This window comes from Corallococcus sp. M7 (assembly GCF_054512695.1).
Genome location: NZ_CM137252.1, coordinates 700,943 through 724,669, shown reverse-complemented (window position 1 = coordinate 724,669; position 23,727 = coordinate 700,943). Strand labels below are relative to the sequence as shown.

General features: G+C 70.6%; 21 protein-coding genes. 11 read left to right on the top strand and 10 right to left on the bottom strand.

The window, feature by feature from the left end; translation table 11 throughout:
• Positions 1-20: 20 nt before the first annotated feature.
• Positions 21-410 carry a response regulator gene (locus ACX114_RS03040; protein ID WP_459294516.1) on the bottom strand — a complete coding sequence of 130 codons (390 nt, stop codon included), beginning with the start codon at positions 408-410 and terminating at the stop codon, positions 21-23.
• A gap of 14 nt (positions 411-424) precedes the next feature.
• On the bottom strand, positions 425-1,897 hold the full coding sequence (locus tag ACX114_RS03035) for an ATPase domain-containing protein (protein WP_459294514.1): 1,473 nt from the start codon (positions 1,895-1,897) through the stop codon (positions 425-427).
• 84 nt (positions 1,898-1,981) lie between these two features.
• On the opposite strand from ACX114_RS03035, the gene ACX114_RS03030 reads away from it, so the two are divergent.
• The 3 genes from ACX114_RS03030 to ACX114_RS03020 all read left to right on the top strand — a co-directional run bounded on the left by ACX114_RS03030 (position 1,982) and on the right by ACX114_RS03020 (position 5,626).
• On the top strand, positions 1,982-3,328 hold the full coding sequence (locus ACX114_RS03030; RefSeq protein WP_459294512.1) for a short-chain fatty acid transporter: 1,347 nt from the start codon (positions 1,982-1,984) through the stop codon (positions 3,326-3,328).
• Between the two features lie 138 nt (positions 3,329-3,466).
• The gene (locus ACX114_RS03025; RefSeq protein ID WP_459294510.1) at positions 3,467-3,970 is read left to right on the top strand and encodes a hypothetical protein; all 504 of its coding nucleotides are present in this window, start codon (positions 3,467-3,469) and stop codon (positions 3,968-3,970) included.
• A 273-nt stretch (positions 3,971-4,243) separates the two neighbouring features.
• A complete protein-coding gene (locus ACX114_RS03020) occupies positions 4,244-5,626 on the top strand; it encodes a hypothetical protein (protein WP_459294508.1) in 1,383 nt (460 codons plus the stop codon).
• A 3-nt stretch (positions 5,627-5,629) separates the two neighbouring features.
• Here ACX114_RS03020 and ACX114_RS03015 read toward each other — a convergent pair whose 3' ends face one another.
• Positions 5,630-6,178: a hypothetical protein gene (locus tag ACX114_RS03015; RefSeq protein ID WP_459294506.1), complete on the bottom strand. Its 549-nt coding sequence runs from the start codon at positions 6,176-6,178 to the stop codon at positions 5,630-5,632.
• Between the two features lie 282 nt (positions 6,179-6,460).
• Between ACX114_RS03015 and ACX114_RS03010 the strand changes: the two genes are divergently transcribed.
• Positions 6,461-6,667, top strand: a complete 207-nt coding sequence (locus tag ACX114_RS03010; protein WP_014393434.1) for a cold-shock protein — start codon at positions 6,461-6,463, stop codon at positions 6,665-6,667.
• Positions 6,668-6,870: 203 nt separating this feature from the next.
• Positions 6,871-7,284 (top strand): hypothetical protein, encoded by a 414-nt coding sequence (locus ACX114_RS03005; RefSeq protein ID WP_014393433.1) that lies wholly within the window; start codon positions 6,871-6,873, stop codon positions 7,282-7,284.
• Between the two features lie 178 nt (positions 7,285-7,462).
• Here ACX114_RS03005 and ACX114_RS03000 read toward each other — a convergent pair whose 3' ends face one another.
• From ACX114_RS03000 to ACX114_RS02985, 4 genes are read right to left on the bottom strand one after another with little or no spacing between them, the layout of a single operon-like run.
• Positions 7,463-10,582, bottom strand: coding sequence for an efflux RND transporter permease subunit (locus tag ACX114_RS03000; RefSeq protein WP_459294503.1), 3,120 nt, complete (start codon positions 10,580-10,582; stop codon positions 7,463-7,465).
• Positions 10,583-10,623: 41 nt separating this feature from the next.
• Positions 10,624-11,730 carry an efflux RND transporter periplasmic adaptor subunit gene (locus ACX114_RS02995; RefSeq protein WP_459294501.1) on the bottom strand — a complete coding sequence of 369 codons (1,107 nt, stop codon included), beginning with the start codon at positions 11,728-11,730 and terminating at the stop codon, positions 10,624-10,626.
• Entirely contained in the window at positions 11,727-12,491 is a 765-nt protein-coding gene (locus tag ACX114_RS02990; protein WP_459294499.1) for a TetR/AcrR family transcriptional regulator, read from the bottom strand. The genes ACX114_RS02995 and ACX114_RS02990 overlap by 4 nt, the downstream gene beginning before the upstream one ends.
• A 58-nt stretch (positions 12,492-12,549) precedes the next feature.
• A complete protein-coding gene (locus tag ACX114_RS02985; protein WP_459294497.1) occupies positions 12,550-13,251 on the bottom strand; it encodes a DUF2293 domain-containing protein in 702 nt (233 codons plus the stop codon).
• A 129-nt stretch (positions 13,252-13,380) separates the two neighbouring features.
• Here ACX114_RS02985 and rnz point away from each other — a divergent pair, with 129 nt between their 5' ends.
• Positions 13,381-14,304: a ribonuclease Z gene (gene rnz / locus ACX114_RS02980; protein ID WP_459294495.1), complete on the top strand. Its 924-nt coding sequence runs from the start codon at positions 13,381-13,383 to the stop codon at positions 14,302-14,304.
• Between the two features lie 41 nt (positions 14,305-14,345).
• Here the strand turns inward: rnz and ACX114_RS02975 are convergent, their stop codons facing one another.
• Positions 14,346-14,870: a hypothetical protein gene (locus ACX114_RS02975; protein WP_459294493.1), complete on the bottom strand. Its 525-nt coding sequence runs from the start codon at positions 14,868-14,870 to the stop codon at positions 14,346-14,348.
• A 217-nt stretch (positions 14,871-15,087) separates the two neighbouring features.
• Between ACX114_RS02975 and ACX114_RS02970 the strand changes: the two genes are divergently transcribed.
• Positions 15,088-15,861 carry a rhomboid family intramembrane serine protease gene (locus ACX114_RS02970; protein ID WP_459294491.1) on the top strand — a complete coding sequence of 258 codons (774 nt, stop codon included), beginning with the start codon at positions 15,088-15,090 and terminating at the stop codon, positions 15,859-15,861.
• 99 nt (positions 15,862-15,960) lie between these two features.
• Entirely contained in the window at positions 15,961-17,364 is a 1,404-nt protein-coding gene (locus ACX114_RS02965; protein ID WP_459294489.1) for an NAD(P)/FAD-dependent oxidoreductase, read from the top strand.
• Positions 17,365-17,377: 13 nt separating this feature from the next.
• On the opposite strand, the gene ACX114_RS02960 is transcribed toward ACX114_RS02965, so the two are convergent.
• Entirely contained in the window at positions 17,378-18,022 is a 645-nt protein-coding gene (locus ACX114_RS02960) for an HAD family hydrolase (protein ID WP_459294487.1), read from the bottom strand.
• A gap of 95 nt (positions 18,023-18,117) precedes the next feature.
• Between ACX114_RS02960 and ACX114_RS02955 the strand changes: the two genes are divergently transcribed.
• From ACX114_RS02955 to ACX114_RS02945, 3 genes are all read left to right on the top strand, one after another.
• Complete coding sequence (locus ACX114_RS02955) at positions 18,118-18,999, top strand: AraC family transcriptional regulator (RefSeq protein WP_459294485.1); 882 nt, start codon at positions 18,118-18,120, stop codon at positions 18,997-18,999.
• A gap of 33 nt (positions 19,000-19,032) precedes the next feature.
• Entirely contained in the window at positions 19,033-19,770 is a 738-nt protein-coding gene (locus ACX114_RS02950; protein WP_459294483.1) for a hypothetical protein, read from the top strand.
• A gap of 108 nt (positions 19,771-19,878) precedes the next feature.
• Positions 19,879-21,582: an amidohydrolase gene (locus tag ACX114_RS02945; protein WP_459294481.1), complete on the top strand. Its 1,704-nt coding sequence runs from the start codon at positions 19,879-19,881 to the stop codon at positions 21,580-21,582.
• Here ACX114_RS02945 and ACX114_RS02940 read toward each other — a convergent pair whose 3' ends face one another.
• Positions 21,583-23,604: a hypothetical protein gene (locus tag ACX114_RS02940; RefSeq protein WP_459294479.1), complete on the bottom strand. Its 2,022-nt coding sequence runs from the start codon at positions 23,602-23,604 to the stop codon at positions 21,583-21,585.
• Between the last annotated feature and the right edge of the window lie 123 nt (positions 23,605-23,727).

Sequence of the window (23,727 nt, the reverse complement as noted above, 5' to 3'; positions counted from 1 at the left end):
GGGCACGCGGGCGGTGCGCTTCACCCTCCCCGGACGCGGGGGTTCGCGTCCAGGGCCCGGCGCACCTGCTTCATCAGGGCCCGGATGTCGAACGGCTTCTGGAGGAACTCCATGCCCGGGTGCAGGCGCTTGAGGCCGTTGACGTCCACGGCGCTCATGCCCAGCACGGGGATGTGGCGCAGCGACGGGTCCTGCTCGATGCGCGCGATGAGCGCGGGGCCGTCCAGCACCGGCATCATCCAGTCCGTGAGCACCAGGTCCGGCTTCACCTCCGCCATGCGCTCCAGGGCCTCGCGGCCATGGGACGCCGTGAGCACGCGGTAGCCCTCCTCGCGCAGCAGGTCCGCGAGCGCCTCCAGGATGCCCTGTTCGTCGTCCACCACCAGCACTGTCTCGGTCGCGGGAACCACGGAGCCTCTTGAGGTCAGGAGTGGTTGCCCGGGAAGCGGGCGATGCCGGTGAGCAGCAACTCGGGCGACGGCTGGAAGGGCGGCTGGATCTCGATTCCCTGGTTGGTGATGAGGAACTCGCGCAGCGTCGGGTCGTAGTCCGCGTCCCGCAGCTTGAAGATGGAGAGCAGCCGCCGCAGGCGGCCATTGAGCTCCAGGTGGCGCATGAACAGCAGGTTCTCCGCCACGCCAGACAGGCCGGTGCCCAGGGGGACATCCATGTCCGGGCCGAAGAGGCGCGGCGTCTCCAGCGTGAAGACGGTCGTCACCCCGTGGCGTCGCAATTCCTGGGTGAGCGCGGCGAAGAAGGGGCTGATGCGCGCCGGCTCATGGGTGGTCTCCACCATGGCGCTCAGGCCGTCCACGAACAGGCGCTTCACGCCGCGTCTGCGCACGTCCTCCAGCAGCGTGTGCGCCACCAGGTCCAGGTTGCACTCGGCGGGCATGTTCCACTGGAGCACCAGCCGGCCGTCCTTCACCGCGCTGCCCAGGGACAGCCCCACGTTGGCCGCCTTGTGCAGCAGCCGGTCCGGCCCCTCGTAGAAGCTCACCATCAGGCAGGGCTCGCCCAGGCGCAGCCCTTCCGCCAGGTGGCTGACGCCGAGGATGGTCTTCCCGCAGCCCGGAGGCCCCATCACCAGCGTGGTGGACGCGGCGGCGAAGCCCTCCGGAATCATGGCGTCCAGCGTGGGCACGCCGAACCTCACGCGCTGCGTGCCCCAGTCCGGCGGCTGCGAGCGGCTGACCATCGTCTCCAGGCGGGGGAAGACCTCCAGGCCCGCCTCGGAGATGCGGAAGTGGTGCGCGCCGTTGAGGCTGGCGCTGCCGCGGAACTTGCGCACCTGCAACTCGCGCCACGAACGCATGGCCGCGGTGCGCTCGCGCAGCTCCAGGATGCCGTCCACCATGGTGTATTCCGGGTGCACGGTGGGGCCCACGCTGCTGGTGAGCAGCAGCGCGGTGAAGCGCGACAGGCCGGCGGACACCTGGAGCTCGTGGATGAACTTCTTGAAGTCGCGGCTGCTGCCCGCGGCCTCCTGCGCCTGCACCAGGCCGTCCAGCACCAGGATGCCCGCGCCGTGATTGCGCATCTCCCGGCGCAAGAGCTCCAGCAGGCCCGGCAGCCCCTGCTCCTCCAGCATGCGGAAGCCGCTGACGTAGTAGATGCGCTGGGGCAGCTGGGCGGCGTCGAAGAACGCCATGCTGCGCAGGTTCGCCAGCATGCGCGAGTGCGACTCCGCCAGGAGCGTCACGTACAGGCACCGCGTGCCCTGTCGGGCCTGCGAGTAGCACAGCTGGTTGGCGAAGATGGTCTTCCCCGCGCCGGGCTCGCCCACCACGATGTAGACACCTGAAGCCACCAGGCCACCGCCCAGGATGGGATCCAGTCCAGGAACGCCTGTCGCGATGCGTTCGAAGGCGGGCGGGTGCTGCTCGCTAGGGGACATGGCGACCGCTCATACCGTAAAACCCGGGGTGTCGCCCTGGGAGTTTCACGCCGGGGCCCCCTGAACGCCTGGAGCCCTCACACCGTGGAAACCCTCGTCCGGTTCGCCGAAGGCCTGGGACGCTTCTCCGCGCGCTTCGTCCCCAGCGCCTTCGCCATCGCGGTGCTGCTCACCCTGCTCACCATGGCGCTGGCCCTGGGCTGGGTGGGCGCCACGCCGCCGGTGGTGCTGGACGCGTGGGGCGGAGGCTTCTGGGAGCTGCTCACCTTCTCCATGCAGATGGCCCTGGTGATGTTCACCGGCTACCTGCTCGCGCTCACCGCCCCGGTGAAGGCCCTGCTGGAGTGGGTGGCGCGGCTGCCGAAGAGCCCCCGGAGCGCCACCGCGCTGATGGCGGCGGTGTCCATGGCGCTCGCGTACTTCAACTGGGGCCTGTCGCTCGTCGCCAGCGCCATGCTGGTGCGCTTCATCGCGCGCAGACGTCCAGATGTGGACTACCGGCTGCTGGTGGCGTGCGCCTACTTCGGCCTGGGCGCCACGTGGCACGCGGGCCTGTCCGCCTCCGCGCCGCTGCTGGTGGCGACGCCGGGGCACTTCCTGGAGAAGCAACTGGGGGTCATCCCCATCGACCGGACGCTCTTCTCCCCCTTCAACGTGGGGCTTACGCTGGCCGCGGTGGCGCTGCTCACGCTGCTCGCGTGGGCGCTGCACCCGTCCCCCGAGCGCACCGTGCGCGTGGAGCCCGCGGTGCTGGAGAAGCTGGGTGACTTCGTCCCGCCCCAGAAGCCCCAGGGGAAGCTGAGCCCCGCGGAGTGGTTGGATCACGCGTGGCTGCTCAACGCCGTCTTCGGCGTGCTGGGCCTTTTGTGGTTCGCGCGGCACCTGTGGCTGCACGGCGGCTGGAAGGCGCTCAACCTCAACGTGGTGAACTTCACCTTCCTCACGCTGGCGGTGCTGCTGCACGGCACGCCCGCACGGCTGCTCAAGGCCAGTGAGGAGGCCGCGAGCGTGCTGCACGGCATCGTGCTGCAGTTCCCGCTGTACGCGGGCATCTACGGCATCTTCAAGGCCACGGGGCTCACGGACCGCATCGGGGAGCTCTTCGTGTCGCTGTCCACGCAGCAGACCTTCCCCGCCATCGTCTACCTCTACAGCGGCGTGGTGAACTACTTCGTGCCCTCCGGCGGCTCCAAGTGGGCCATCGAGGCGCCCTACCTGCTGGATGCGGCGGGACGGCTGGGCGTGGCGCCGGAGAAGGTGGTGCTGGCGTACGCGTGGGGCGACATGGCCACCGACCTCATCCAGCCCTTCTGGGCGCTGCCGCTCCTGGCGGTGGCCCGGCTGGAGTTCAAGGACATCCTCGGCTTCCTCCTGGTGGCCTTCCTCGCGTACCTGCCGCTGGTGACGCTCGGCTTCTTCCTGTTCGGGTAGCGCGGCGCGGCACCCTCGGGGCGAAAGCCCGGTATCCGGGACTCGGGGCATGGCGCGGGATGTTTCATGGTAGACAAGCACACCAAGGGGCCGGACGTGGGCCGGCCGCCTTCAACATCAACGAGGGGACCCCAAGTCATGAAGAGCCTGTTCAACGGAAGCGTGCTGTGCGCGGTGCTGGGTGTGGCGTCTGTGGCGGGAGCGCAGGAGGCGGCGGCGCCGGCGGCGGAGTCGGTGAAGGTCCCCAGCGCGGACGCGGTGCGCGAGACCTGGAACTACTTCTACAAGGGCCAGGGCCAGGGTCCCGTGCTGGTGGAGGCCAAGCTCTGCACGGAGGTGGCCAAGGACGGCCCCAACAAGTACGAGTGCACCGCCGAGGTGGGCCCCGAGGGCGTCAAGGCGGGCACCAACGTGATGCTTTGGCAGAGCTACCTGGTGCCCCAGGGCGACTCCATCGAAGACCTCACGGTGCAGGTGAAGCAGGGCACCACCGTGCGCGAGACGAAGGACGTGAAGGTGAAGGGCGAGGGCTGGCGCGCGCGTCAGTGGACCGGCGTGCGGCTGCCCAAGGCCGGCGCGTGGACCGTGACCGTCATGCGCGGCGACCAGGTGCTCAAGGAAGTGCCGGTGAAGGTGCTGTAGTCCTTCGCGCGGTCCAAAACATAACACATACATCGACGCCCGCCGGGGAGACCCGTGCGGGCGTCTTTCTTTACCGTCCCCCCTCCCTCCGGTCGGCAGGAATTACCGGCTGACGGACAGGACCCCTGCCCCAGCATCCGGCTCCCCGGGGCCTCCTCCGAGGGGACACCTTCGCCGGGACACGTTGGCCGCGCCCTTGCAGTAGGGCCTGGGCGCGGTTGAAGGGCGGGGGAGTCGGGGTTGGGTGGGGCGGATCCGGGACGGGGGGCGGCGGTGGCGTGGATTCGGATGGCGGTGTTCGTGGGGGGACTCTTTCTCGTGGGGTGCGAGGAAGCCCGAGCCACGGCACCGCGCATCCCGGTGCTCGGTGAGGTGGGTGGACAGGTCGCTTCAGAGGGCGTGGAGGCCCACGTGTGGTCGCGGACCCTGATGGTTGGGGACCCTCAGGCTCCGCACGCGGTGGTGACCTCCAACGGGGACGTCCTCGTGGCGGCGACCTATCAAGAACCCATCGACCTGGGGGCGGGTCCCCTGCCCTTCAATCGCAACGCGGAGGCGCCACACCTGCTGGTGGCGCGGTATTCATCGAACGGCACGCTGAAGTGGGCGCGCGGCTGGACGCCCGAGCACGAGGCGCGAGCCCGCGTGGGCGGCCTGGCGGTGGACGCCAACGACAACATCTTCCTCACGGGCATGTCCGCGGGCTTCACCCGCGACGGCGCCACGCTGCCGGAGGGTCCGTTCCTGGCCCGGCTGGATGGCAGCGGCGGCGCGCTGGACTGGGTGCGCTCACTGCCGGGTGAGGGGCCGGTGGCGGTGAACGGCGTCACGCCCGACCACCACGGCGGCGCGGTGCTGGTGGGCGACTTCGCCGGCGCGCGCGACCTGGGAGAGGGATTGAAGCGCACGCCCCATGGCAGACACGCGGGCTTCGCGCTGCGCGTGGGGCCCCGGGGTGAGCAGCACTGGAGCCGCGTGTGGATGCCTTCCAGCGAGGGCGAGGTCTCCGCGCGGGCGGTGGCGGTGGATGTCTTTGGCGACGTGCACGTGGTGGGCGGCTATGCCGGCGCGGTGTCGTTTGGCGAAGCGACCTTCGTCACCGTGCGCCAGCACACGCCCTTCGTGGTGAAGCTCACCCGGGACGGCGACCACGTCTGGAGCCGCGACGTGCGCGGCACGGATGGCACCGCGGTGTCCGTGGCCGTGGGAGCGGACCGCGTCTTCGTGGGTGGCGGCTTCAGCGGCCGGCTGTACTTCCAGAAGACCTTCCACCGCGCGGATTCGCGCGACGGCTTCCTGCTGGCCTACGACGCGCAGGGCGGCCAGCAGTGGGCGCGCACCTTCCCCACCGGCGCGCCGATGGTGGCCACCGACGACGCGGGGCAACTGACGGTGGCGGGCGGCCATGACGGCGGCCTCGCCCTGGGCGGAGGCAACCTGCCTCCGGGCCTGTACGTCGCGAAGCTGTTGCCGGAAGAGGGCACGTCGCTCTGGGTGCGCGGCTTCGCGAGCCCCGGCACCGTGGCCCAGGCCCGGGCCGTGAGCGTGGACGCCACCGGCGGCGTGCTGCTCGCCGGCGGCTTCAACCGGTCCGTCCCGGAGGACGAACCGTCACGGCCGCTGCAGGACGGCTTCCTGCTCAAGCTGCATCCCTGAAGCTCAGGCCCCGATGCCCTCGGGGTCCGTGGCCAGCTCTCCGCCCAGGTGCATGCCCGTCTGGCAGCGGTAGTCCGTGACGAGCGACGCGGCCAGCACCTTCACGCCCAGCAGCACGTGCAGCGCCGCCGCCACCGGCGAGCGCTTCGCGTAGCCCAAGACGAAGGGCGCCAGCACCGCGCCCAGGCCATAGGCGTAGTCCGCCAGCTCGTGCGCCTCGATGGGGATGAGCTTCGTGAGGCTCAGCCGGTAGTCCGTGAACAGCGACACGCCCACCGCGGCCCCGCCCAGCGCCCAGCCGGCCGCCTTCGCCTTGCTGTCACCGGACGCGCTCCCCACCGCCACCAGCGCGGCGCCGCCCACGTAGTCCAGCACCGAGTGCAGGTCCTGCGACACCCAACGGCGCAACGGCAGCCGGCCGAACAGCGGACGCGACAGGATGCCCGCCGCCGCGCTGTGGTCCCTCATCCGGCGCCACTCGCGGCGCACGGCGCCCTCCGCGCGCGGAGGAACAGGGGGCAGCAGGGGCTCGGGGCCTCGGACCTCGTACATGACGTGACTCCTCTCCCGGCCGTCGTGGCCTTGCCCGGAACGGTAGCCACGCCCCCACACCGGGGCGCCAAAGCAGCTCCGGCCCCACGCCCGCCTGCCTGTGCCAACAATGGGTAGGAAGGGAGACCACCCCGCGAATTGTTGGCTGCTGGGCAAGGGGGCTTCCACCCACCCCGCCCCGCCGGGCAGACTGTTGTTCGCACTCAGGCCCTCACATTTCGAGAGGACCGACCGCTCCGGGCGGTGGGTGCCGCGCCCCACCCAACAAAGAGAAGACGATTCATGGCTACTGGTACGGTGAAGTGGTTCAACGATGCGAAGGGCTTTGGCTTCATCACGCAGGACGGCGGTGGTGAGGACGTGTTCTGCCACCACAGCGCCATCAACATGGACGGCTTCCGCACCCTTCAGGAAGGCCAGAAGGTGGAGTTCGAGGTGACGCGCGGCCCCAAGGGCCTGCAGGCGCAGAACGTCCGCGCAGTGGGTTAGTCCCAACCCGCTCTGGGTCAAACACAGAGCACGGAAGCCCGGCTCCGCTCACGCGGGCCGGGCTTCTTCATTTTTACAACCTACCCAGAAGGAATAACACGCAATTCCTTTCAAACCTTACACCCCCCCGGGAATGACGGGGGGGCTGGTGAAAGTCCGAAAGAGTGCTGTTAGGCTTTGATCCTGCGAGGGAGGGCGCACCTATGTTCGAAGTCACCAACGATGTCAGCCGTCGGACCATCACTGCCCGCATGAGCGGTTTCATGCGGCCCAACGAGATGAAGGAGTACGTGGCCGTCTACAAGAAGGCCACGGACAGCTACGGCGGAGGGCGGCACCTGGTTCTGGCCGACATGCGGGGTCTTCGCCCGCTGGAGCCGGAATCCGCGAAGCTGTTCTCCGAGATCGTCGACCACGGGCGCAAGAATGGCTGCGCCATGTGCGCGCACGTGTCGGATTCCACCATCGCGCGGCTGCAGACGGCCCGCGTGGCGTCGGAAGCATCCCCCAACGACGACATCACCGTGGATTGTGTGTCGCTGGAGGAAGCGCAGAACCAGCTCGCCAAGGCGCGCGTTCGCCTGCTCAACGGCGAAGGCTTCTCGGCCGCTCGCTAGAGCTGCTCCTCCCGGGCAGGGACGCCCGCGAACGCCCCGTCTCCGGCAAGGCCCGGAGCCGGTGGCCTCCCGCGAAAGGACGCCTGGCCGGGATTTGTTTCATCCCCCTTGTTTCAAATGAAAGGCGCGGGTGACGACACCGTCACCCGCGCCTTCTTGTTTCACGCCTTGAGGCGCCTCAGGCCGCGCGGTCGTGCGCCGCGGGCGCGTCCACGGGGAGCGAGGCGTGCGGCCCCTGCGCGCGGGGCTGCTTCTTGCGGAAGGACAGCTTCTCCATCGCCGCGAACACCACCGGCACCACCAGCAGCGTGAGGAAGGTGGAGGTGATGACGCCGCCGATGACGGAGATGGCCATGGGGGCGCGGAACTCGGAGCCGATGCCCGTGCCCACGGCGGTGGGGACCATGCCAATGGCCATGGCCGCGCTCGTCATGAGGATGGGGCGCAGGCGGCGGGGGCCGGCCTTGAGCAGGGCCTCGTCCACGGAGTCGCCCTCGCGCAGGTGCTGGAGCGCACCGTCGATGAGGAGGATGGCGTTCTTCGTGACCAGGCCCATCAGCAGGATGACGCCAATCATCGCGCCCATGCTCAGGTGGTAGTTCGTGACGACGAGCCCCAGGAGCGCTCCCACGAGCGCCAGCGGCAGCGACACCATGATGGTGAAGGGGTGCTTGAAGGACTCGAACTGGCTGGCGAGCACCATGTAGATGAAGACGAAGGCCAGACCGAACGCGATGCCGAACGCGTCGTTCTGCTCATCCAGGCTCTTCATCTGGCCGTCGTAGACGATGGCGTAGCCGGGCGGCAGCGGCTTCTGGGCGATGGCGGCCTTGAGCTTCGTGGCCACGTCACCCAGCGCGGCGCCCTTGGCCAGCTGGGATACGACGGCCACCTGGCGCTCGCGGTTCTCATGCTCGATGACGCTGGGGCCGTCCTTGAGCGACACCTCCGCCACGTCCGTCACCTGGTGCAGGCCCTTGGGCGTGGCGATCATCAGCTGGCGCACGCGCTCCGGCGTGGCGCGGTCCTCCTCGCGCAGGCGCACGCGGATGTCCGTCTCGTCCGTGCCCTCGCGCAGCTTGGCCGTCACGTCACCGTCGATGGCCAGCCGCAGCTGCGAGGCGAGCGCCCCGGCGGACAGGTCCATGTCCGCGGCGCGCGCGCGGTCGATTTGGATCTGGAGCTCCGGCTTGGCCGGGTTGGAGTCCACGCGCACGTCGGAGGTGCCCAGGGTGCGCAGGATGCCGGCGACGCGCTCGGCCTCCTCGTTGACGCGCTTCAGGTCCGGGCCCACCACGCGCACCATGATGGGGAACCAGTCGCCCAGGCCTTCGATGGACGGCGGGTCCGACAGGGTGATGGCGGTGGAGACCAGGTTGGGGACCAGCAGCGCGCGGGCCTCCTCCTTGATGACGGGGATGCTCTTGGTGCGCTGGTCCTTGCCCACGGTCAGCACGCGCAGGCGCGCCTTGTAGACGTCTCCGTTGGGACCGACCGTCGTGTAGATGTCCGTGACCTCCGGAATCTTCTTGAGCAGCACCTCCGCTTCCGCGGCGCGCTCCGTGGTCTGCGCCAGGTTGGCGGAGTCCGGCAGCTGCAATTCCACGATGAGCTGCGAGCGGTCCTCCGCGCTCATGAACTCCACGCCCAGGCGGCTGGCGGCGCCGAAGGACAGGACCAGCGCCAGCACGGTGAGGCCGGCGGTGGTCCACTTGTGGCGCAGCACCCAGCCCAGGATGCGCGAGTACGCGGACTCCGTGCCCTCCAGGAAGCGGCGCAGCGCGCGGAAGACGGCGGGCTCGTTCTTCTCCTCTCCGGGCTTGTGCGCCTTGGCGAAGCGCGCGGACAGCATGGGGTCCAGCGTGAAGGAGATGAACAGCGAGATGAGCACCGCCACGGAGATGGTGATGCCGAACTGCTTGAAGAACTGACCCACGATGCCGGGCATGAAGGCCACGGGGATGAACACCGCCACCAGGGCCAGCGTGGTCGCGAGCACCGCCAGACCCACGTCCTTGGTGCCGTTGTACGCGGCGCTCATCGGGTCCTCGCCCTTCTCCAGGCGGTGGGTGATGGCCTCACGGACCACCACCGCGTCGTCGATGAGCAGACCGATGGCCAATGACAGCGACAGGAGCGTCATCTGGTTGAGCGAGTAGCCCAGCACGTACATCACGAAGAACGTGCCGATGACGGACGTGGGCAGCGCGAGCGCGGAGATGAACGTGCCGCGCGGGTCCAACAGGAACATCAGGATGATGAGGACCGCCATCAGGCCGCCGAAGATGAGGGCGATCCACACCTCGTGGGTGTTGGCGCGGATGAGGTCCGACTGGTCGATGAGCAGCGTGGCCTGGAAGCCCTGCCCCACCACCGGCGTCATGTCCGCGAGCGTCTTCTTCACCGCGTCGCTGACGCTCACGGTGTTGGAGCCCGGCTGCTTCACGATTTCGAGCACCACGGCGTCGCGGGCGTTGAGGCGCGCGGTGGTGCGGCGCTCGGCGACGCCGTCCGTGACGGTGGCGACCTCCTCCAGGCGCACCTGCGCGCCGGTGTTGCTGCGGGCGATGGGCAGCTTCTTCAAGTCCTCCACGCTGCGGAACTCGCCCATGGCGCGCACGGTCAGCTCGTTGGGCCCCAACTGCAGACGGCCCGCGGGCAGGTTGAGGTTCTCCATGGCGATGCGCTGGGACACCTGCGACGGCGCGATGCCCACCGCGCGGGCCTTGTCCAGGTCGATGTCGACCTGAATCTCACGCGTGTCGCCGCCGGTGATGCGCACCTCCGCCACGCCGGCCAGCTGCGCGAGCGCGGGCTTGATGCGGTCATCCAGCAGCTTGCGCAGCGCCTGGGACTTCATGTCCGCGGAGATGGCGTAGGTGAGGATGGGCGCGGCGGACAGGTCCACGCGGCTGACGATGGGCGCGTCCGCGTCCGTGGGCAGCTTGTTGACGGCCTGGCCCACCTTGTCGCGCACGTCCTGCACGGCGGTGTCCAGGGCGGTGCCCAGCGTGAAGGACACCACCACGGTGCCCACGTTCTCACGGCTGAAGGAGTGGATCTTGTCCACGCCGCTGATGCCGGCGACCGCGTCCTCCAGGGGCTTGATGACCTGGGTCTCGATTTCGCCCGGGCCCGCCCCCTTGTAGAGGGTGTTGACCACCACCACGGGGAAGCTGACGTCCGGGTAGAGGTCGGTGCCCAGGCGCTTGAGGCCCATCACGCCCAGCACGATGAGCAGCAGGGACACCATGGCCGTGAACACCGGCCGTCGGATGGAAACGTCACTGAGAATCATGGGAAGAGCTCACGCACTCGGCGAAAAGGGGCGGCTTGCGGCTACTTCACGGAGACGCGGGTGCCGGGGGTCAGGGAGGGCGTGGGGTAGTCCACCACCTGCTGGAGGACGGCGGCGGCGCGCACCACCACCTCGCGGTCGCGGCGCTCCAGCACCTGCACGTCCACGCGCTGGAGGGCGCCGTCGCTGACGACGAGGACGTGGTCCCCGTTGGAGGAGGACAGCGCCGTGGTGGGGAGCAGCTGCGCCTCCTGCGTCTCGCCCAGCTTCAGCATGGCGCGCGCCAGGGTGTGGGCCACGAAGCGGCCGTCCGCGTTGGGCACGGCGATCTCCACCGGGATGCGGCGGGTGGTGGGGTCCGCGGAGGGCAGGATGGTGCGCACCACGGCCTCGTCGGTGGACGCGCCGTTGCCCAGCGCCGCCACGCGCACCTTCGTGCCCGGCTTGAGCAGCGAGCGCGCGCCTTCCGCCACGGTGGTGCGGAAGATGAGCGTGTCCAACTGCTCCAGCGTGAACAGGGGCGAGCCCGGCCCCACGGTGGCGCCCGTCTGGTCCGGGGACTCGATGAGCGTGCCCGCGAAGGGCGCCTTCAGGTCGTGCCGGCGGCGCGACGCGCGGGCCTGCGCCAGCTGCGCCTTCGCGGCCATCACCTGCGCCTGGGCCTGCGCGGCGGCGGCCACGGCGTTCTTGTGCTGCTGGTCGCTGACGCCACCGCCGGTGCTGAGCTTCTCCGTGCGCTCGGCCGCGTCCTTCGCAATGGAGGCGGCGGCCTCCGCGGCGGCGACGGCGGCCTCCGCGCCGGCCACCTGCGCGTCCACGATTTCAGAGTTGAGCTGGGCGAGCGTGTCGCCCTTCTTCACGGCCTGGCCCTTGTGGATGCGCACCGCCTCCAGGCGGCCGCCCACCTCGAAGCCGACCTGGAGGCCCTGGGCGGGGTACAGCGTGCCCGTCACCTCCTCCGACTGCGAGGCCTGCACGCCGCGCGCGGAGACGACCTTCACGGCCGGCGCGGGCTTGTCCTGGCCGGCGGCCGCGGCGGGAGGCGCGGCCGCGGCATCCGCCTTGTCGCAACCGGAGAGCGAGAGCGCGGCGGCCATCCCCAGGGCGGTGAGGGCGCGGGAGGCGGAGGGCTTCGTGGACGGTTTCACGGGCGTTTCCTTGGCGGGCGGTGCGGGTGGTCCGCGCGGGCGTGGCGCCGGCGCGTGGAAGGCGGTGAAGAGGGACGGGCGACGGCGGCGGGCGTCGCGGGCACGGCCTCGCGGGGCAGCGAGCCTTCGTGCATCAGACGCTGGAGGCCCACGGCCCAGGCGGCCAGGTCCGGCTTCTGCGTCAGCCGGCCCATGCGCCGGGCCAGCAGCAGGTAGGTGCCCACGACGAAGGAGCCGAAGAGGCTGGGGTCCACGTCCGGGGTGTCCGGGTGCTGGCCGCGCAGGTGGTGGAACTCCCGGGCGATTCTCTCCACCTCGCGGTCCACCACGTCCCACATGACGGACTCGAAGGCGGTGCCCTGGCTGCCCACGATGAGCGCGGTGACCAGCTCCCGCTGCTCCCACATGAGCTCCAGCATCTCCACGTCGAGCGCGGCCTCCATGCGCAGGAAGTCGCGGTAGCGCTCCGAGCGCGCGGCCACGTCCCCGGGGCCCGGCAGGCCGCTGTGGTCCGCGCGGAAGCGGTCCATGCAGGACATGCGCTTCGTGGCCAGCACCTCCAGCGCCTCCAGGAAGCCCTCCACCAGCGCCGCGAAGAGGGCCTCCTTCGAAGGGAAGTGCAGGTAGAAGGCGCCCTTGGACAGGCCGCTGGCGGCGGTGATGTCGCTGATGCGCGCGCCCTTCACGCCCCGCTTCGCGAACTCCGCCCGCGCGGACGCGATGAGCGCGCTGCGGGCTTTGGGGTCGGCGTGGCGGGGCATGGCGGACGCATTCCTAACCCGCCGGTCAGAAATAAAACAGTCGTTGCTGAACGCCGGGTCAGGAATCCGAGGGGCGTGTCGGCGGAGGGCGCAGGAGTGCGGAGCAGAGCGGACACGCGGGCGGGGCGTGAGGGGCATCCCGGCGGTGCAGGTCCAGGATGGCGCGGGACACCTCCGCCAGCTCGCGGCGCACCTCGCGGCGGGCGCCCTTCACGCGCGCGATGCGCATGTCGTCGTAGCCGGTGGTCTGGTGGCGCATCCAGGCGATGACGGCGGCCTCCGCGCGCCGCTCGATGGGGATGCGCTCCGTGCGGGCCACGGTGCCGCTGCCCACGGGGGTGGCGTGGCCGGCGACCATCACGGCCAGACGCTTGGCGTGGGGGAGCCACGCGGGGCTGAAGGCGAGGAAGCGCAGGACGGCGTTGGCGAAGTCGACCTCGTACTCGGCCTGCTCCTTGGCGCGGCGCTCACGGCCCTGGGCCAGCTTCTTCGCGTAGGCGGGGGTGGCGCGCTCGTCCTCCAGGGCGGCCTTCGCGTGGACGATGTGGGCCTCCGGCGCCCACACGCCCCGGGAGAAGAGCTTGCGGCCCACCTTCTCCACCACGGTCCAGGAGGGGCCGGCGGCCTTCACGCGGCGGGTGAGGCCGGCGTCGCCGGGGGGAAGGAGGGCCCAGCCGTCAGGGACGGTGAGCAGGCGGCCGTCCTGGGCTTTCACTCGGCGGGGGTCGGCCGTGGGGCCGACCGTCAGGGAATCAGGCATGGGGGCGGGTCCGAAAGGGCCGGCTGCATAGCACGCCCCCTCGCACCCTGGTAAATGCCCCGGGAACGCGCGCGCCGGGACAGACTCCGCGCGTGCGAGGAGGCCACTCTCGACGTGGGAAGCGCTGGCATGTCCCTACTGAGGCTCACCTTCCTCGGCACCTCCGCCGCGCAGCCCACGCTGCATCGCGGCCTCTCCGGCCTGGCGGTGAAGGCGCACGCGGACCTGCTGCTGTTCGACTGCGGCGAGGGCACCCAGCGGCAGATGGTGCGCTTCGGCACGGGCTTCACCGTGGACGCGGCGTTCTTCACGCACTTCCACGCCGACCACTACCTGGGAATCATCGGCTTCCTGCGCACGCTGGGGATGATGGGCCGCACCGCGCCCATGCACCTGTACGGGCCGCCCCCGGCGCGGCGGCTGCTGCACCAGGCCGTGCACCTGGGGCTGGAGTCGCTGGCCTTCCCGGTGGAGATCCACGAGCTGAAGGACGGGGACACGGTGCGCCGCAATGGCTACACCGTGCAGGCGGTGGGCGTGGACCACCGCATCCACGCGCTGGGCTACGTGCTGGCGGAGGACGGCCGTCCGGGGAGGTTCCACCTGGAGAAGGCGCGGGAGCTGGGCGTGCCGGAGGGGCCGTCCTTCGGCAAGCTGCAGAAGGGCGAGTCCGTCACGCTGCCGGACGGGCGCGTGGTGAAGCCGGAGGACGTGCTGGGCGAGTCCCGGTCCGGGCGGCGGCTGGTGATTTCCGGAGACACGCGGCCGTGCCCGTCGCTGGTGCAGGCGGCGAAGGACGCGGACCTGCTGGTGCACGAGTCCACCTTCTCCGACGACGAGCAGGCGCGCGCGCTGGAGACGCGGCACTCCACCGCGCGGGAGGCGGCGCAGGTGGCGCGGGACGCGGGGGCGAAGCGGCTCATCCTCACCCACCTGTCCAGCCGCCACGACACCGACCCCGGACGGCTGCTCACGCAGGCGCGTGAGGCGTTCAAGGGGCCGGTGGAGGTGGCCTTCGACGGCCTCACCGTGGAGCTGCCGCTGCGCGACTGACGTCTCCGCGCGGGCGGCGGCCCCGGCAGCGGTGCGGCGGACTACTCGATCTTCTTCGCCTCGGCCTTGAGGGCGGAGGCGGCGTCGGGGTCCACCTTCTGGAGCAGCTCCCACTCCAGCTCGGAGTCGCGCCGCATCTGGGAGGCGCCCGCGCCCACCGAGGACTCACCGGTTTCCTTGGTGCGGCCGTCGGTGTTGTCGGCGGCGCGGGACTCGGAGCGGTCCTGGCGGCGGAACTCCACGGCGCACTGGCCGGGCCCGCGCTCGAAGCCGCGAATCAGGTAGCGCGCGTAGGAGGTGCCCAGCGAGGAGGGGGCACTGGTCATCAGCCACTCCGTCGTGGTCTCGAAGCCGGTCTGCGTGTTCGTCACGGAGAAGCCCTTCTCCTTGATCAGGGCCAGGGCCTCCGGCCAGACCTCCGCGATGGGCTTTCGGTAGACGTGCCCCATCGCCTTGTCCTCCAGGTACGACTGCTGGCGGCGCGCGGCGCAGCCGCTGCTGAAGGCGAGGGCGAGGACGGACACCACGAACAGCGCCGAGGCGCGGGACGATTTCGAGGAATTCATTGCTCCGGACTCCATGAAAGAGAAGGCGGTTGCGGAATTTCGCCCGGTGCGGGCCTGGAAGCCAAGTCCGGGCCCTTCCGGGAGAGGGTCACCTCCACCAGGCAACCTTCATTTGGCATAGAGCCCGGCCGCCTTCCGGTGATGCGTCCGGCGCCGCACATCCGTGCGCACGAGGCCGTCCGGGGGGCCGGTGGCGGGGCCATGCTGGCGGGCGGACATGATTCCCATCAGCGACGACAACCCGACCCTGCGCACCCCGGTGATGACGTACCTCCTGCTCGCGGCCATTGGCCTCACCTGGGTGTTCTTCCAGGGGGCGGGCTTCAACGTGGTGGCGCTGGCCACCAGCATCTGCGAGCTGGGCCTGGTGCCCGGGGAGCTCACCGGCCGCGCGCCGCTGGGTCAGGCGGTGCCGCTGGGGGACGGGCTCGCGTGCGTGGTGGACAACGAGTCCATCAACCGCCTCACGCCGCTCACGTCCATGTTCCTGCACGGCAGTTGGGGGCACATCCTGGGCAACGTGCTGTTCTTCTGGGTCTTCGGAAACAACATCGAGGACAGCATGGGGCGCTTGCGCTTCCTCGTCTTCTACCTGGTGTGCGGACTGGTGGCGGCGGCGGCGCACGTGGCGGTGGACCCCACGTCACCGGTGCCCACGGTGGGCGCGTCCGGCGCCATCGCGGGCGTGCTGGGCGCGTACCTGGTGCTCTACCCGCGCGTGCGCGTGAACATGCTGTTCATCATCTTCATCCTCATCCGCGTCTTCCCCATCCCCGCGTGGGCCGTGCTGGTGTGGTGGTTCGTGCTCCAGGTCATCACCGGCCTGCCGCAGTTGATGACGCTCAGGCCGGAGGTGTCCGGCGGCGTCGCCGTGTGGGCGCACATCGGCGGGTTCGTGGCGGGCATGGTGCTGATCAAGCTCTTCGAAAACCCCCGCTACACGTCCCAGCGCACGACGTGGCGGCACCGGATGCACCCGAACCACCCCTGAGGCGAGCGGGCGGACAGGCCCCCGCCGGCCCGGGATGCGGATGCGAGGGAGCGCCCCGAGATTGGGGGATGGTGTTCTTCGCGCCGTGAGGAGGCGGGCATGGGGGCGGACCAGAAGTCGGAAGGGCTCTGCGTGGACACGCCGCCGCGCAAGCGGGTGCTCATCCTGGGAGGCGGCTTCGCGGGAATGTACGCGGCGCTGCACCTGGAGCGGCAGTTGGGAAGGCGGGACGACGTGGAGGTGACGCTCGTCAGCCGCGACAACTTCTTCCTCTTCACGCCCATGCTCCACGAGGTGGCGGCGAGCGACCTGAACGCGACCGCCATCGTCATCTCGCTGCGCAAGCTGCTGCCGCGCATGACGTTCGTGGAGGGCGACGTCAGCGGGCTGGATCTGGAGTCGAAGCGGGTCACGGTGGCGCACGGCGGACTGGACGGCCACAGCCACACGCTGGAGTACGACTACGTGGTGCTGGCCATGGGCTCGGAGACGAACTTCTTCGGCAAGCCGGGCCCGCGCGACTACACGCTGACCATGAAGACGCTGGGCGACGCGATGCTCCTGCGCAACTGCCTGGTCGACCGGCTGGAGGAGGCGGACACGGACTGCATCACCACGGGCGCGCGCAACGCCATCGTCACCTTCGTGGTGGTGGGCGGCGGCTTCGCGGGCGTGGAGACGGCGGGCGCCATCAACGACTTCATCCACGGCGCCCTGCCCTTCTATCCCAACATCCAGCACGCCAACGTGCGCGTGATGCTGGTGCACGGCGGCAAGGAGGTGCTGCCGGAGCTGGGCGAGGACCTGGGCGCGTACACGCGCAAGAAGCTCATCGAGCACGGCATCGAGGTGCGCACCGGTGTCCACGTGAAGGACGTGACGGCGGCGGGCGTGGAGCTGCCGGATGGCACGGTGGTGCCCACCAAGACGGTGGTGTGGACCGCGGGCGTCACGCCGCCGTCCCTGCTGTCGACGCTGCCGTGCGAGAAGGAGCGCGGGCGGCTCAAGGTGAACGAGCGCATGGAGGTGCCCGGCTTCCCGGGCGTCTGGGCGCTGGGCGACTGCGCGTCGGTGCCGGACGTCACCAACGGAGGCAAGCCCTGCCCTCCCACCGCGCAGCACGCGCTCCGCCAGGGCGTGACGGTGGCGCGCAACGTGTGCGCGGCGCTGAAGGGCCAGCCGGGGAAGGCGTTCCGCTACAAGATGCTGGGGCAGCTGGCCACGATTGGTCAGCGCTCGGGCGTTGCGCGCATCCTGGGGCTGAAGTTCTCCGGTACCTTCGCGTGGGTGCTCTGGCGCACCATCTATCTGTTCAAGCTGCCCAGGCTGGAGACGAAGGTGCGCGTGGCCATGGGCTGGACGCTGGACCTGCTCTTCCGCAAGGACGTGGTGCAGCTCATCGGTCCGCGGGAGTTGGATCAGCTCACGCTGCCGGCCCTGCCGCTCAACAGCCGCCAGCAGGTGCGCCAGGTGCAGGCGCTGCACCCGCGCACGCAGCACTGAGCGCCGCTTCGCCTCAGACGAGCGGCGGCAGGTGGTGCAGCAGCCGCTCCAGGTCCGGCTGGAGCTCGTCCGGAGAGGCGGTGGCCAGCTCCTCGTGGGCGTGTGTGCCCCAGGTGACGGCGTACGTCTTGAGGCCCGCGGCCTGGCCCGCGCGCAGGTCCAGCGTGGTGTCGCCCACCATCCACAGGCCGCCGGTGCCCAGCGCCTTCAGGGCGTGGTGGATGACGTCCGGCGCGGGCTTGTGCGGAAAGCCGTCCGTGCCCTGCACGTGGTGCAGCAGGCCGCCCAGCCCCATCGCGTCCACGAAGCGCCGCGCCATGTCGCCGCGCTTGGTGGTGGCGACGGCGAGCAGGTAGCCCCGCTCGCGCAGCGTGCGCAGGACGCGCTCCACGCCGGGGAAGGGCCGGGAGCGCCGGTGGAAGTTGAGCGGGTAGTGCTCGCGGTAGGCCACGCAGAGCGTGGTGGCGTGCTCGGGCGCGAAGCGCGTGTACATGTCCTCCAGCGGCTGACCGATGAGCGCTCGCACCTCCGCGACGGAGGGCACGGGCAGGCCGTGGTGCGTGAAGCCGTGGAGGAAGCTGTCGATGATGTCCGGCAGCGAATCCACCAGCGTGCCGTCCAGGTCGAAACAGATGCCGCGAGGGGTCACAGTGCTCACGCGCTGTTCCTTACGCCCTCCGGGGCCGCGTGTCCCTATGCTTCCACCCGCCGTGCGCTCCCTCCCCTGGACGGGTGCGCCAGCGAGGGGGAGACATGCGACGCGCGAAGCAGGAGGACGGCTTCTGGGTAGCCCCGGAGGTGCCCGGGCTGGAGTTGCACCGGGCGGCCTACACCCGGTGGACCTTTCCGAAACACTCGCATGATGTCTTCTCCCTGTGCGCCTACGACGCGGGCGCGCAGTCGATGCACCTTCAGGGGCAGCGGGTGTTGGCCTCGGTGGGCAGCCTCCTCGCCGTGTCGACGGGGGAGATGCACGAGGGCCGCGCCGCCGACTCCACCATCGGGTGGGCCTACCGCATCCTCTACGTCCCGCCCGCGTTGCTCATCCGCGCGGCGGAGGAGACGGGAGCGCCCGCGGGCACCCTGCCCGGCTTCGCGTCCCCCATGCTCCAGGACGCGGCGCTGATGGAGCGCTTCACCGTCACCTTCGACGCGCTGAAGGGCGGCGCCGTGTCCCTGCTGGAGCGCGAGGAGCGGCTGCTGGGATTGCTGGTGGCGCTGCTGCGCCGGCACGCGGGGCTGCCGTACCGGCGTCGGGCGACCGCGTGCGCGCGGGGCGTGAAGCGGGCGCGGGAGCTGCTGGAGGCCCACCCCACGCGCAACCTGTCGCTGGAGATGCTCGCGCGTGTCGCGGGGCTCAGCCCATGGCACCTGGTGCGCGCGTTCCACCGTCAGTTCGGCCAGACGCCGCAGGTGTTCCAGCGGGCCCTGCGGCTGCGGCTCGCGCAGGAGCTGCTGGCGGGGCCGCTGCCCATGGCGGAGGTGGCGCTCGCGGCCGGGTTCACGGACCAGAGCCACCTCATCAAGCACTTCGGCCGCACCCTGGGCGTCACGCCCGGCGAGTATCGGGCCGCGGCGCACGCGGGGCGTGGACCGCGCAAGCACGTACAATCCCGCGCGCCCGTGCGTCCGTAGCTTGGAGCCCTCTTCACAAGGAGGGGTCCACACATGCTGAAGCACATCCTCGCGGTGTCGATGCTCATGGGCTGCGCGCCGGACGCAATGCCAGACGAAGCGGCGCAAGAGCCCGTCGCCTCTTCCGGTGAAGCACTGGAAGCACAGGGCCGGGGCGCGGTGGTGCTCCCGCCGGGAGCCTACGTCCACGGCCGACCCATCACCGCGTGGGCGAAGGAGTGGTACCGCTGGCACTTCCGCGTGCCGGCGGACCGCAGCCCCATGCTGCGGCTGGAGCAGGACTGCGACGAGGACCAGGACGGCCCCGTCTTCTTCGTGCCCACGTACGACCTGGACACCACGTACCAGCGCACCTGCCGCGTGCCCCGGAACCGGCCCGTGCTGGTTCCGCTGTGGGTCATCATCAATGACTACCCGTGCCCCGACCCGTCCTTCGAACCGGCGCCGGGCCAGACGCTGGAGGACTTCCTGCGCCAGGGCGCCCTCGACTTCAACAACGGCACGCAGGACCTGGTGGTCACCGTGGATGGCCGGCGCGTGGACACCCGCCGCCACCGTCACACCAGCGGCCTGTTCACCTTCGACGCGGACCCCAGCCTCGTGGGGAAGATTCCAGACCCGTGCCTCGTGGGAGGCGAGCAGCGCGGCGTGACGGACGGGTGGTGGCTGATGCTCCAGCTCTCCCCGGGCGAGCACGTGGTGCGCGTGCAGGCCCTGGCGCCCTTCGGCGCGCCCATTGATTACACATACACGCTGCGCGTGGGGCGCTAGGCACCGCTGGCTCGCGGGACTGGCCGTCGCGCGGGGCGTGCGTCAGAGTGCCGCGCGCGATGTCCCGGGACCTTCCTGCCCGGGCGAACGGTCATGGCGGGTGCGCGGATGATGCGAGGACGTCTCGGTTGGATGCTGGGGGCGCTGGTCCTGTGTGCGGGCGCGGGTTGCTCGCGGCGCGTGCCGGAGGGAACGCCCGCGGAGCACGCGGTCGCGGACGCGCCCACGGTGTACGTGGCCAAACGCATCCGCACGCTGGATGCCGCGAAGCCAGAGGCCCAGGCGCTCGCCGTGCGGGACGGCAAGGTGCTGGCCGTGGGCACGCGCGAGGAGGTGCTCGCCGCCGCGGGCGCCACCGCGCGCGTGGTGGAGTTGGGCGACGCGACGGTGGTGCCGGGCCTCACGGATGCGCACGGCCACCTGGCGGGCCTGGGTCAGGCGCTCGCGGGCGTGCGGCTGGAGGGCACCACGTCGCTGGCGGAGGTGCGCCAGCGATTGGAGAAGGCCCCGGCCACCGCCTACCAGGGCGACTGGCTGGTGGGTCAGGGCTGGGACCAGAACGACTGGGACACGCCGCGCTTCCCCACCGTCGCGGACATGGGCGAGCACCTGAAGGACACGCCCGTGGCGCTGTGGCGCATCGACGGGCACGCGCTGTGGCTCAACGGCGCGGCGCTGAAGCGCGCGAACATCACCCGCGACACGAAGGACCCCGAGGGCGGCAGCATCCAACGGCTGCCGGAGGGCGACCCCAGCGGCGTGCTCATCGACAACGCCATGGACCTGGCGCTGAAGGCGCTGCCGCCGCCCACGAAGGAGCAGCACGAGGCACGCATGCGGGCTGCGCTGGAGCACTGCGCGCGAGTGGGCCTCACCGGCGTGCACGACGCGGGCATGGACCTGCGCACGTTCCGCCTGTTCCAGGACTGGGACAAGGCGGGCACCCTGCCCCTGCGCGTCTACGCCATGGCGGATGGGCAGACGGATGACCGCGTGCAGTACCTGAAGGACGGCCCCTTCCAGGGCAAGCTCCTGACGATGCGCGCGGTGAAGCTCACCCTGGACGGCGCGCTGGGCAGCCGGGGCGCGGCGCTGGGCGCGGCCTACAGCGACGAGCCCGGCCACCGCGGCCTGCTGCTCTTGTCCCCGGAGGAGTACGCCTCGCGCGTGCACGCCTTCGTGGGCCGCGGCTTCCAGGTGGCCACGCATGCGATTGGCGACCGCGCCAACACGCTGCTGCTGGACACGCTGTCGCGGGAGCTGTCGGCCACGGGGACGAAGGACGCGCGCCCCCGCGTGGAGCACGCGCAGATCATGACGGCCGAGGACATCCAGCGGCTGGGCGCGAACGGCTTCGTGGCGAGCGTGCAGCCCACGCACGCCACCAGCGACATGCCCTGGGCGGAGAAGCGCGTGGGCGCGGAGCGCATCCAGAACGCCTACGCGTGGCAGAAGCTGAAGGCCGCGGGCGCCGTGCTGGCGCTGGGCAGCGACTTCCCGGTGGAGCGGCCGGACGTGCTCGCGGGGCTGTACGCGGCGCGCACGCGGCAGGATGCCAGCGGCCAGCCGCCGGGTGGGTGGCACCCGGACCAGCGCCTCAGCGGTGAAGAGGCGCTGGAGGGCTTCACGGCGGGCGCGGCCTGGGCGTCCTTCGCGGAAGCGCAGCGCGGCCGGCTGAAGCCGGGCATGGACGCGGACTTCGTGGCGCTGTCGGTGGACCCGGTGGACGCGCCCCCGGCGGACCTGCTCACCGGGCAGGTCCGGCTGACGGTGGTGGCGGGCCGCGAGGTGTTCCGCGCGGACGCGAAGTAGCTACAGGTCCGCTTCGTAGGAGAGCGACTCGATGCGCTGGTTCGTCTCCGCCTGAAGGCGGGTGCGCTCCTGCTCGAGTCGCTCCAGCTCCCGGCCGATGCTCTCCAGCCGGTCCTCCTGCGCGTTGAGCTTGGTGACGAAGCGCTCCACCAGCTCGCGCTGGGACGCGCCGCTCTTGAGCGAGTCGATGTTGGAGCGGATCCGCTCCTGGTCCTTGAAGAGCTGGGTCCGCTCCTCGTTGAGGCGCTGGAGGTCCTGGGCGACCTTCGACTGCTTCTCGCGCATGGCCACCACGTCGCGCAGGGCCTGGGCGACGCGCGGGTCGATGTAGCGCGAGTCGAGGAAGAACGTCACCTCCTCCAGCCCCAGGTTGCCCAGGTAGTACTGGCGGTGGCCCTTGGTGCGCTCGGTGATGACGAGCGTGTCGGAGGTGCCCGGGGCCAGCTCGCGCTTGAAGCGCCAGAAGCCGTCCGTGGTCTCCGCGGGGGCGACCGTGTCCTTCAACTCCCAGCCGGTGCGTGGGTGTTCCACGAAGAGCACCTGGGGGCGCTTCGCCTTGTTGCGCGCGGTGACCTTGGTGCGGCGCAGGTGGAAGAACTCCACCACCAGGGTGCCGCGATTGAGCCGCGCGCGGAACACCGGGCCGTCCTCCGGGTCCTCCTCCACGGACACGATGCAGGACAGCTCCACGGCGTAGGGGACGAAGCGCGTGTCGTCGGGCTTGAGCGTGTCGAGCATCGCCTCGCCCACGTAGGTCTCGTCCTCGGTGATGGTGACGGGGCCACCCTCCAGCGTGAGGCCGGTGGTGTTCTTGAACTCGATGCAGGCCATCGGGTTCTTCTCACGCGTGGCGCGGTTGTAGAGCAGCACGCGGCGGCCCTCGAACGGGCGGTGCAGGATGGGGACGAGCGCGCTCTGGTTGCGGTGCACGGTGACGGGGCGGTCCACGCCGTACTCGAAGAGGTCGCCCACCTCCTTGGTGAGCGTCGTCACGGCGGTGCTCTGCTCCAGCGTCTCGCGCATGCCGCCGCGTCCGCCGCCGCCAATCATCGGGCCGCCCTTGCTGCGCATCATGCGGGGCGCGGGCGCGGCCATGGCGGGCATGACGGGAGACGCCATGTCCGCGGAGGAGCCGAAGGACTCGTCGTCCACGGACTCCATCATGGGCTCGGCGGGGGCGCTCTCGTAGGCCTCTTGCGGAATGACGGGCGCGACGCCGGTCTCCGAGCGGACCTCCACGACGGGGCGGCGCAGGTAGCGCGGGTTGTAGAGGTCGTGGACGAAGGACACGGGCAGGCCCGCGATGAGGGACAGCTCCACGTCCACCCAGTCCTCGTCACCGGTGTTGTCCACCATGGCCCAGCCCTGGAGCAGCGGCGGTTGCCCTTCGTCCAGGAGGATGCGGTAGCTGGTCTTCCACACGGGGGACTCCAGCACGTAGCTGACGAACAGCTCGCGCGAGCCCTCTCCGGCGGTGAGGATGGACAGCCGCTTGGAGTCCTTCTTGTACGAGGACATGACGGTGGCCAGGTAGAACTCCAGGTCCTTGCGCACGGCCTCGTCGAGGAACTCCAGCTCGCCCAGCTCCAGCACGTCGAAGGTGCGCAGCGACGCGCCGACGAGCAGCGTGAGGAAGGGGCGCACGACGCTGGCTTCCCCCTGGACGACGGGCAGCGACTCCAGACCGACGATGGCGCCTTCCACCTGCGCGCCACCGACGCGGGCACAGACGCGGGCGCCCTTCACCTGGCCGAGCAGCGCGGTGAGGCTGCCGTGTTCGGGGATGCGGATGGTGGCTTCGGAGAGGAGCTGCTCCAGGGGCTTGGTGGAGTCGTAGCTCACGGCGGACACGGAGCCGCCGTTCAGGTCCAGCACGGTCATGGACTTGAGCACGTCGTTCATGTCGCGCGCCTTGAAGTCCAGGTGCGCGGTCTCGCTGCCGGTCACCTTCCCCCGGCGCTCGAAGTAGCCGACGCCGTGCTTGTAGAGGACGACGCGGCGGATGGACAGGGGCGAAGGCATGCGCGGGGCTCCAGGTGCGGTGTGACGGCAGCCATGGTCTAGCAGCGCAGGGGGACAGGGTTCCACTCCGGGTGGGGGTGGCGACGCTGGCATGCTGCACGGAGCGTCATTTCCGGGAGAGGC